The sequence below is a fragment of the Companilactobacillus nantensis DSM 16982 genome (genome assembly GCF_001435815.1).
Taxonomy (GTDB): Bacteria; Bacillota; Bacilli; order Lactobacillales; family Lactobacillaceae; genus Companilactobacillus; species Companilactobacillus nantensis.
The window spans coordinates 1-7356 of sequence record NZ_AZFV01000054.1 but is presented as its reverse complement, the minus strand read 5'-3'; the positions used below and the strand labels follow the sequence as shown (position 1 = coordinate 7356).

Below are 7356 nucleotides of genomic sequence, written 5' to 3'. Positions count from 1 at the left end.
GAAAAGCCAGTGACATCAGAAAAACCAGTAATCTCAGAACAGCCAGTTAATCTAGAAGAAGTGACTCCGGTTCAACCAGTAACTCCAGCACAACCAGGAGTTTCAGATCCATTAGAATTAGACAAGCATACAACTCCAGCAAATTTGACAGACCCATCCAAACAAAATATAACTAATATCAATAAGAATACGAAAGAAAAACATTCTCTCAATACCAGTCATGGAAATGGTATTCAATTTATTACGACTTACTCAAGCCAACCTGCTATTGAGGTATATCAATTAAATTCCAAAAATGAAATTACTAAAATAAAAAATATGATTCTAGCTCCAGCAACTAATGAGTATAGCGAAGCTATTGTTACAATTGCTGGTCTAAAATATTATCGAATTTCCAATAATAGACTGATTCGAATAACTGATGCTTATATTTACACACCGATAAATTTGGCTATTAAGGTCAATACCGACAAATATATCAACATTTTTACTGCTGAAGGTTATTTAATCGGAAGTGAAAAATTAACTGATATTACTTTGAACATCGATGCTTTTACTTATATTAATGGTGAAAAATACTATCGTATTTCAACTAACAAATTTGTCAGAGCTAGTGATGTATCTGAATATTAAGAAAAAGTGGTTCCCTCATATAATTGTGGGGACCACTTTTTTTATTAATTGATAATTCAATACCAGTTATAAAAGAAAGTAGGATGTATCGACTTAAAAGTAGCTTTTACAAAAATATTTCTTCTAATAAGTGAATTTTGGCAAAAGAGTTCTATTATAGAAATATGAATTCACGTGAGAGGATTGACGTATTTTGAAGAAAAATCATATGTGGCTGACATTATTTGCCACTAGTTTTATGTCTTTTATGCAATTATTGGATGCAAGTATCGTTAATGTGGCAATTCCCAGTTTGACGAAAGATTTGCACGTTCCTATGAATCGGGCGGAATGGATTGTTTCAGTTTACTTCATTTTAATTTGTATGTTGTTGCTTTTTTGGGGAAGAATGGCCGATCAAATTGGCTATATTAAAATCTTTCAGACTGGAACTATTTTTTTCACGATTGGTTCCTTGATTTGTGCGTTGAGTCCAACCTTGCCGATTTTACTAATAGGTCGAGTAGTTCAAGGTTTTGGCGCCAGTATGAGTATGGCAACAAATATTGGTATCGTTGCGATGATTTTTCCGATGAATTTGCGTGGTAGGGCTTACGGTATTAACAGTATTATTGCCCAACTAGGTAATATTTCAGGGCCTGGTTTAGGTGGCCTAATTTTAGGTTTCCTTTCATGGCATTGGATTTTTATTATAAATATTCCAATAGGAATTATTGTTTATATTTATGGCCGCTTTATGTTTCCTAAGGAAGAGCGAGAAGTCTCTATTATTAAGTACGATTGGACTGGGTTAACTGCCTATGCTTTAGCGATTGGAACATTTTTTGTCAGTATCTTTATGGGACAAGATATTGGTTTTGGGAACATTGCCGTTTTAACTACTTTTGGTATCAGTTTAATCATGTGGATTGTCTTCATTTATGTTGAAAATCATGTAGCAAGTCCTTTGATTGATTTGAGGATTTTTAAAATTCCACGGCTAACTTTGAGTTTGATCAGCGCCTTATTAGTGTTCTCAATTGGATATTATGCCAACGTTATTATGCCGTTTTATTTAACTGATTTTCGGTCACTAAGTACGACAATGACTGGTTTGATTATGATGGCTATCCCGTTTGCTAATGTAATTGCAGCACCAATTGCGGGTATTTTTACAGATGAATTTAATGCAACGAATGTCTCGCTATGCAATTTGTTCGTTTATGCGATTCCATTGTTATTTTTGACTCAAATTTCATCCAATAACGATTTGATTTTCTTCACAGTAATGCTTGCGCTTCTGGGAATTGGAAATGGTGGTTTTCAAAATAATCCCATGATTATGGGCTATGCACCTAAGGAATATCAAGGTGTTGCTGGTAGTTTGGCTGCCTTGTTTAGAAATATTGGTATGGGCATCGGTGTCAGTATTGCAACGACTAGTTTATATTACGGCATGAGTTTGAAAGCAGGCCACACCGTTAACTATTATCCGAAAAATAACCCTAGTTGGTTTTTAAATGGACTACATTTTGCATATATCACGGCATTTATTATTTTAGTTATAGCAATCATTTTAGTATTTATAATTAGACGAATCGATAAGTCGGCAAAAGCACATTAGTTAACGTATAATTGAAGTAACTTAGATTTAGGAGTTTTACCGTATGTGGAAAGCATTTAAAAAATCCCTGATGTATTTTTGGTATGAAATTATCGTTTTAGGTGTAATTTATGAGGCTTTAATCGTGTTTCGAGTGATGACCAAAAATATTAATGGGATGTTGGTATTAGTCTTATTGTTGGCAGTGTTTGTCGGTCAATGGTGGTACTTTTATCATAAAAATTCGTCGAGAGGATGAGGATTATGGCAAGTATTTACGATTTCTCAGAAACAGAAATGAACGGATTTACAATTGATTTTAACGATTACCAGGGCAAAGTCTTGTTGGTTGTTAATACGGCTAGTAAGTGTGGCTTTGCGCCGCAGTTGGCGGGCTTGGAGGAACTCTATCAAAAGTATCATGATCAGGGATTTGAAGTATTGGGTTTGCCATCGAATCAATTTCATCAAGAGTTGGATTCCGATAAAGCAACGAGTGATTACTGTCAGATGCACTATGGGGTAACTTTCCCAATGACTAAACGTGTGGCAGTTAACGGTGATGAGGAAGATCCATTGTTTACTTATTTGAAATCAGCGGTAGGGCATGGTCGTATTAAGTGGAACTTTACTAAGTTTTTAATTGGACGAGACGGACAAGTGATTGAACGGTTTGCACCAGTTACAAAGCCTGAAAAAATTGAGCCAGTGATTGTGAAAGCATTAGAAAAATGATGATTGATTCATAAAATATTAAATTGCTAGAATGGTTGTTTTAGAATTTGGAAGCATGTTATACTGATGGTGCAAAAAACGAAGAAGCATTTTCAACACCAAAACCCGAAGTGAGAGGGACTCGCTTCGGGTTTTTTAGTGGGCTAATTTTGCCTTTCTATTTTACTTGCGGTGCCTACGATTTAGCCAATCAGCAAACCAAGCGGTTATCAAACCGACTGCAAGCGGGACAAAAAACGAAGTCCACATTCTCAACACCTCCAATCTGAGGCCAGACTGGTAAGGCAACGTCAGTAGTTTAGCATCAACTGGTATTTTAAAGATATGAATTATCGCAAAAATAAAGCTAGAATCCTTAATTGGAATCTAGCTTTATTTTTATTGATTTAATAGGTTATTCAAGACCAAATAATGAGGCTGTGTTACTGAAAATATGTTTGGCAGTATCGGATTTATTCATCGTATAAAGATGAACACCTTCAACATTATTTGTTACCAGGTCAACAATTTGGTCAACAGCATAAGCAATACCAGCTTCCTTCAGTGAAACGGGATTGTCCTTGTACTTATCAAGAATATTGATGAATTTCTTGGGTAAGCGTGCTGAACAGTTTTCAATGACGTGCAAAGCTTGTTTACGATTAACAATAGGCATAATGCCGGCCAAAATTGGAACATTGATATTGGCAATTGCACACTCTTCTTGGAAACGGTAGAAAGCTTCATTGTCGTAAAAAAGCTGAGTAATTAATTGATCACAGCCGGAGTCAACTTTGTCTTTTAGATGGCGGATATCATCAATTCGATTTTTAGAATCAGGGTGAACTTCAGGATAGCAGGCACCGGAGACTTCAAAATAAGGCTTTTGTTGTTTGATATAAGTGATCAAGTCGCTGGCATATTTAAAGTCGGTTTCAGGTGTATAGCCTTCGACGATATCGCCACGGAGTGCCAAAACTTGGTTGATATGCATCTCTTCCAAACGGTTTAAAACTTCATCAACTTCTTTTTTAGTCACATAGGCGGCAGGCATATGAACCATAGTTGGACATTGCAATTTGTCGTGGACATATTTAGCTAAATCGATGGTCGTCTTTTCATAATCTAATTTATGATTGCTAGCTGTGACGCTGATAAAGCTTGGATTCAAGCCTTCTAGTTGGTCAAGTGTAGCTGTTAAATTGGCTGTGCCGACTTCGGAATTGGGTGGAAAAACTTCAAATGATAAGGTCGGTGTCTTGTTAGTTTCTGTCATGGACGAGCAATTCCTTTCTGACTTCCTGAGCAGCTTGCGTTAGATTAGCTACACTAGCTTTGGCCTCCTTGATACCACGAGTTTTTAGACCACAGTCAGGATTGATCCAAACTTTTTCTTCGGGAACCTTAGCGAGGATTTTGTGGATAGTCGTTTTAATTTCTTCAACAGATGGGATACGAGGTGAGTGAATATCGTACACACCAGGGCCCACTTGGAGTTGGAAATGTTCCTTTTGGAGAGCATCCAAAATTTCGAGGTTTGAGCGGGAGGCTTCAAAGGAAATTACGTCAGCATCGAGGTTTTGAATGGCAGGAATAATATCGGTAAACTCAGAATAGCACATGTGTGTGTGAATTTGGGTCGTTGGTTTAACTTTGCTGTGAACTAAACGAAATGCAGGGACTGCCCAGTCCAAATACTCGGAGTACCAGTCGGTTTTACGCAATGGCAACTTTTCACGTAACGCCGCTTCGTCGATTTGAATGATCTTAATACCGTTCTTTTCGAGGTCGAGAACTTCGTCTTGAATGGCCAAAGCAATCTGAATTGTCGAATCTTTAATGGAAATATCTTCTCTAGGGAATGACCAGTTCAAAATAGTTACTGGACCAGTTAACATACCTTTAACAATCTTGTCAGTTTGGCTTTGAGCGTATTTGGACCACTTAACGGTGATAGGGTGGTTGCGAGCGACATCGCCCCAAATAATTGGTGGTTTAACGCCACGAGTTCCGTATGATTGAACCCAGCCATTTTTACTGAATAAGTAACCATCCAAGTTTTGACCAAAGTATTCCACCATGTCATTACGTTCAAATTCGCCATGAACTAAAACGTCGAGGCCAATATCTTCTTGCCACTTGAGCCATTCGTCGATGTGACCGGCAATAAATTTATCGTATTCTTCTTGAGAGATTTCGTTGTGTCTAAATTGTGCACGTGTCTTTTTGACTTCTTTTGTTTGTGGGAAAGAGCCAATTGTGGTGGTTGGTAATAAAGGTAAATTGAATTCCTCTTTTTGAATGGCAGCACGTTCAGCTAGGGCAGGATGTCTGACAAATGAATCGGGTGTCAATTTGGCAACACGGTCGTGAACAGCTTGGTTAGGTTGGACACGTGGTTGTTCGAAAAGCTGTTTGTTTTGTGATTCTGCCTCTTGTCCGTTACCAGATAGAATTGCTTGAATATCGTCAAGTTCCGTCAATTTTTCTTTGGCAAAGGCAAAGTGTTGTTTGATTTCAGTTGGAAAACTTTCGTTCTCAATCGTAAATGGTACGTGTAAGAGTGAGCAAGATGTAGAAATGACGATCTTTTTAGCAGGTAAACTTTTGATTAAAGCAGTAGTTTCTGCATAATGATTCCGCCAAATGTTCTTGCCATTGACGACACCAGCAAAGAGAATTTTATCATCAGGGAAACCGGATTTAACTAATTCAGCAGTTTTACGACCTTCATGGAAATCGAGTCCGATACCCTCAACATCCAAGTTGATCAAGTCATTGTAAACATCACGAACATCACCGAAGTATGTTTGTAATAGAACTTTTAAGCCAGATTTATTTTGTAATAATTTTGCATAAATATTTTCGAATAAAGCTTTTTTGTCTCCGGTAACATCTTTAACTAATTCAGGTTCATCAAGTTGAATCCATTCGGTACCTTGTTGGGCTAATTTGGCAAAGATTTCTTGATAAGCATTCACAAGCTGATCCACAAAATCAGTTGCTTTTACATCATGAAATTCACTGAGCGATAGGAGGGTAAAAGGTCCAACAATCACAGGACGTGTTTGAATCCCAGCGTCTTTAGCCTCTTGATATTCATCGAAAATCTTCGTGTCTGTTAGTTTGATGTCAGTATCTTGTGAAAATTGGGGAACTAAGTAGTGGTAGTTAGTATTGAACCATTTCTTCATTGGAAGAGCTTTAATATCACCTTTGGTGCCTTGATAACCACGTGCTAAAGCAAAGTAACGGTCGAGTTGGGATAGATTGAGTTTCTTCGCAGCTTCAGGAATGATATTGAGCAAGTAAGCAGTATCAAGGGTAGTGTCGAAGAATGAAAAGTCATTACTAGGAATTTTGTCGATACCAGCATTTTTAATCAGTTGCCAATGTTTTAGACGTAAATCTTTGGCAAAGTTTTGTAATTGTTCTTCTGTGATTTCGTTGTGCCAATATTTTTCAGTATTAAATTTTAATTCACGGTTTTCGCCGATTCTTGGAAAGCCAATAATTGATGTTGTCATAAAAAAGTCCCCTTTGTGTGGTAGTAAGTAATTCGTTGTTTATAAACTAACATTGTATTTTGATATTGAATAACTGATAAAAGTAATGATGGGTTATAGTTTTAAACTATAACTGGGGGTATACTTGGTGAAAATGAGGTGTTTAAGGATGCCGCCTCCNTTGAACTTCGCAAAGAACGCGAATTTCAAAACTCGTCCCGTGGTGTAAGGGCTAAAGCCCCAACGCCACCTTCACAGCAGTCTAAATTATTGCTCCCGAAGGCTAGTTGGTTAATTGTTTAGAGTGTAATTAGTAATCTAATTTGATATTTGTTATTAGTATCTATCTTATTCTGAATAAAGGAATTATTAGAACTGAAAATAATGATATACACTTGAACAGAATTAAACATGGTTAGAAATTTGATGTTTATCCTTAGTTAAACATCAAAACAATACAACGAGGTAGACAATGCGAATTCAACAACTAAAGTATTTAGAGACGATTGTTAAAACTGGTTCCATTAATGAGGCTGCGAAAGAATTATATTTGACACAACCTAGTTTATCGAATGCTATCAAAGATTTGGAAAACGAAATGGGTATTCAAATTTTATTGCGTAGTAAACTTGGTGTCACGTTAACTGATGATGGTCGGGAGTTTATGATTTATGCGCGACAGGTACTTGATCAGGTGCAATTGCTGCAAGGTCGTTATGAAAAGGGGACTGTTCAAAAACAAGCCTTTTCGGTTTCGGCCCAACATTATGCCTTTGTTGTTCATGCGTTTGTTGAATTGATTAAGACTGTCAAAGCTGACGAATATCAATTTACTTTGCGTGAAACTGAGACTGAGAATATTTTGAAAGATTTGTCGAGTTTTAAAAGTGAGATTGGAAGGCAAATTTTATAATCAAGTTA

Annotated in this window: 6 protein-coding genes and 1 pseudogene; 5 read left to right on the top strand and 2 right to left on the bottom strand. The window is 36.9% G+C overall.

Features of this window, described 5'->3' with window-relative positions; all coding sequences use genetic code 11:
• The 4 genes from FD31_RS14240 to FD31_RS13290 form a co-directional block, all read left to right on the top strand.
• Nucleotides 1-633, top strand: a 633-nt coding sequence (locus tag FD31_RS14240) for an SLAP domain-containing protein (RefSeq protein WP_338059061.1), incomplete at its 5' end; no start/stop codon positions are given.
• Between the two features lie 193 nt (nucleotides 634-826).
• On the top strand, nucleotides 827-2236 hold the full coding sequence (locus FD31_RS13300) for an MFS transporter (protein ID WP_057893273.1): 1410 nt from the start codon (nucleotides 827-829) through the stop codon (nucleotides 2234-2236).
• A 43-nt stretch (nucleotides 2237-2279) separates the two neighbouring features.
• Entirely contained in the window at nucleotides 2280-2474 is a 195-nt protein-coding gene (locus tag FD31_RS13295; protein WP_057893272.1) for a hypothetical protein, read from the top strand.
• Between the two features lie 5 nt (nucleotides 2475-2479).
• The gene (locus FD31_RS13290) at nucleotides 2480-2950 is read left to right on the top strand and encodes a glutathione peroxidase (RefSeq protein ID WP_057893271.1); all 471 of its coding nucleotides are present in this window, start codon (nucleotides 2480-2482) and stop codon (nucleotides 2948-2950) included.
• 394 nt (nucleotides 2951-3344) lie between these two features.
• Here the strand turns inward: FD31_RS13290 and metF are convergent, their stop codons facing one another.
• Both metF and metE read right to left on the bottom strand, forming a co-directional pair.
• A complete protein-coding gene (gene metF / locus FD31_RS13285) occupies nucleotides 3345-4205 on the bottom strand; it encodes a methylenetetrahydrofolate reductase [NAD(P)H] (RefSeq protein WP_057893270.1) in 861 nt (286 codons plus the stop codon).
• The gene (metE, locus tag FD31_RS13280; RefSeq protein ID WP_057893269.1) at nucleotides 4192-6456 is read right to left on the bottom strand and encodes a 5-methyltetrahydropteroyltriglutamate--homocysteine S-methyltransferase; all 2265 of its coding nucleotides are present in this window, start codon (nucleotides 6454-6456) and stop codon (nucleotides 4192-4194) included. The genes metF and metE overlap by 14 nt, the downstream gene beginning before the upstream one ends.
• A 451-nt stretch (nucleotides 6457-6907) precedes the next feature.
• Here metE and FD31_RS13275 point away from each other — a divergent pair.
• A pseudogene (locus FD31_RS13275) lies at nucleotides 6908-7333 on the top strand (LysR family transcriptional regulator); the annotation flags it as partial.
• Nucleotides 7334-7356 lie beyond the last annotated feature (23 nt).